This is a genomic window from Protofrankia sp. Cr1 (assembly GCF_963555865.1).
Classification (GTDB): Bacteria; Actinomycetota; Actinomycetes; order Frankiales; family Frankiaceae; genus Protofrankia.
In genome coordinates this window covers 11,982-14,978 of the sequence record NZ_CAUVXO010000045.1, presented here as the reverse complement: position 1 = coordinate 14,978, position 2,997 = coordinate 11,982, and the positions used below count along the sequence as shown (strand labels likewise).

The following is a 2,997-nucleotide window of genomic DNA, read 5'->3' as shown; positions in this document are numbered from 1 at the left end:
CGGCCGATCACGGTTTCGTCGACGCGCTCGCGGGCTCCAAGGATCTTCTCGGGCGGTCCGGGCGAACATCGGTCGAGATAGTCCTCACGGCTGACTTCGAGGACGCCGACGCGCTTGTTCATGACCAGGCCACGCCGGGGCGCCCGTCGGGCAGCGTGCGGATCCCGGTGCTGTCCGCAGATCCGCTGACGATTGTCGGCGGCGAAGTCGTGCTGTTCGAACCCGTTGTCACCCAGGTCGAGACCTGGCACGTTCGTTATCGGCTGTCACTGGTCGCAGCTGACGGTGATGGCTACGTTCTCGACGGCTTCAAGGTTCTGCACGACCGCCCTGGTTTCGATGCGTGGTCGGATGCGACAACCCTTTACTTCACCGTGGGATCGGTCACCGCTGGGACACTCGGCGTGGGCATTGCGCATATCGCGTTCGCGGACTTCGTCCGGAATCTGCGGGCGGTTGAGGTGCTGGGCGTTCCCGCCGGCCGCCGCCGGTCCTATGAACTGGCGGTCGTCAAGCTGCTTGCCGGATACCTGCTGCGGATCTACGGTGGCCCGCTGGACGAGGCCCGCCGATTCCCCGCCGCGCCCAGTCGTCTTGCGGGGCGGCCGTCGCGCCGGCAGCTACGCCTGCCGGTTCCCGAGGTTCGGTGGTGCGGTGCGGGCGGCCGTTGGCATGAGGGAACCGAGGTGGGGATGGACGGCTGGCTGCGGCTCATCCGGTACCAGGGCGGGACCAAGGGGCCGGTCCTGCTGGCCTCCGGATTCGGCATGTCGACGTCGGCGTTTCTGGCGGACACGATCCGCACCAACCTGACCGAGTTCCTCGTCGAGCAGCAGTACGACGTGTGGTTGTTCGACTACCGCGCATCCATCGAGCTGCCCTCCTCGGCGGGTCAGTTCAGCATCGACGTCATCGCCACGCAGGACTGGCCGACCGCTGTCGACGAGGTCCGGCGCGTCACCGCGGCGCCGAGCGTGCAGGCCTACGGGCACTGCGTGGGTTCGGCGTCACTGCTGATGGCGCTGGCGGCGGGCAAACTACCCGGGGTCCGCTCGGCGGTCTGCGCGCAGTTCCCGCTGCATCCGGTCACCTCGCCGCTGAACCGGTTCAAGGCCGCGGCGCGGGTCGGGGAGCTACTGGGCGGTGTCGGCCTGAGCCTTGTTCGGCCGGGGCGGTTCACCCCGCCCGCCGTCGCGGTCGACCTGACATTGCGGGCGCTGCCGATGGCCGGTTCCGAACGATGCGGTCAGGCGCTGTGCCGTTGGATCAACGCCATCTACGGCTGCACCCATCGCCACGCGCGACTGAACCAGGCGACCCATGAGGCGCTCAACGACATGTTCGGTGTCGGTAACCTCACCGCGTTACGGCACCTGGCGTTGATGATGCGGGGGAGCAGGGCTGTCGATGACCGTGGCCAGGACGTCTACACCACGAGCGCGGAGTTCCTGCGGCTGCCCATCCGCTTCCTGCAGGGAACGGACAACTACATCTTTCTGCCGGATGGAAGCGCGCGGACCATGCACTGGCTTCGCGAGGCCAACGGCCCCGGCCTGTACAGCCGTAGCCTGCTACCCGGTTACGCCCACCTTGACGCGATCATCGGTCAGGATGCCGACCGCGACGTCTACCCCCTCATTCTGAGCCACCTCGAGCCCACCGCCGCGCTCTGATCACCCGGTGATGCCCGGCCAGTGATGCCCGGCCGGTGATCAGTCGAGGGTCATCCGTGCGGCGATCGTCCGGACCGTTTCGAGTCCAAGATCGTCAGCTGTCGTGAGTGCGGCCGCACGCAGGTCGCGGGCGCGTTCCCGGTCGCCGGGGGCGTTGCGGGAGACCAGAATGCCCGCGTACTCCACCTGCGTCAGTGCGACGAACGGTCGGGCTGACATGGTGTGATGGCGTTCAAGCGCTGTCTCAAGGTGTGCGCAGGCGGCGTCCCACCGTCCGAGCGTGCCCGCGAGCACACCGAGATGGTGGGCCACCGCACCGAGGAAGCCCGCCAGACCGATGGTGGCGTTGTGACCGACGAAGGGCAGCGCGAGGTCGTAGAGGGCCTGTGCCCAGGCTTGGTCGCCGACCGAGACGGCCGCGCGGGTGAGCGCGACGATCGTCCCCCACCACAGGTAGTTCTCGTCGAGCGCGGCCGGGGCGGTCGGTGAGATGGCGCCGAGGATGTTTCTGACCTCCTCGTCGGCGCCCCGCTCGGCCTCGACCCACGCCTTGAGCGCCGGCCAGATTCGCATCTCCGGCCGCCGGGCGGCGATGTCGTCGATGTGCCCCGCGGTATCGCCCAGGCCACCGCGCAGCCACATCGTCGGAATCGCCTGGCCGATGGCGATCAGTTCGGTCTGGGGATGGCCGATCTGGTGAAGCCGGGCGCGCAGCTCGTCGGAGTCGGCCTGTGCATGCGCGTAACGGCCTTCAAGCGCGGCGACGACAACGTCCCACATGGTCGCCATCCGCAGAAACTCGGGATGACGCAGTTCCCGGGCGAGGCCCGCGAGAGTGGCGGCGGTGTCTGTGGCCAGCTCGAAGTCGCCCCGCCGGAAGCGCGCGGTGAGTCTGACCCGCAATCCCTCGAGCAGTAGTTCATGATCACAAAGCTCCTCGCCGAGCCGCAGGATCTCGGCGGCCGCGGCGAGCTGGTCGTCAACGTCGCGCGGGCCGTCCAGGGCCCAGCAACGGTGGTACAGGACGGCGGCGACGGTCGCCCGGTCATCCAACCGACGGGCGATCGTCTCCGCCTCGTCGCAGATGGCCACCCGCTCGGAATAGGGCCGCTCGTAGTGGGCCCAGTGAGCCAGCCGTCCGAGCACCCTGGCGCGCGGGGCGCTGTCAGCGGCACCGAGTCGCTCCAGCGCTTCGGTGAGAAGCGCCCGTGCCTGCGCGTTCGGGCTAACCGCCGCCGGCAGGACCCCGCCGTAGCCGAGCGCTGCGCGGACGAAAAGCGCAGCCGCATCCGGACCGGCATCCGGACCGGCATCCGGACCGGCC

Annotated in this window: 2 protein-coding genes; one reads left to right on the top strand and one right to left on the bottom strand. The window is 69.0% G+C overall.

The annotated features are described in order from the left end of the window. A partial coding sequence (locus tag U9980_RS06660; RefSeq protein WP_322767132.1) for a hypothetical protein occupies positions 1–1,673 on the top strand: 1,673 nt, incomplete at its 5' end. A gap of 39 nt (positions 1,674–1,712) precedes the next feature. Here the strand turns inward: U9980_RS06660 and U9980_RS06655 are convergent. After that, positions 1,713–2,997 (bottom strand): hypothetical protein (locus U9980_RS06655; protein ID WP_322767131.1); only part of this gene is annotated, 1,285 nt, incomplete at its 5' end.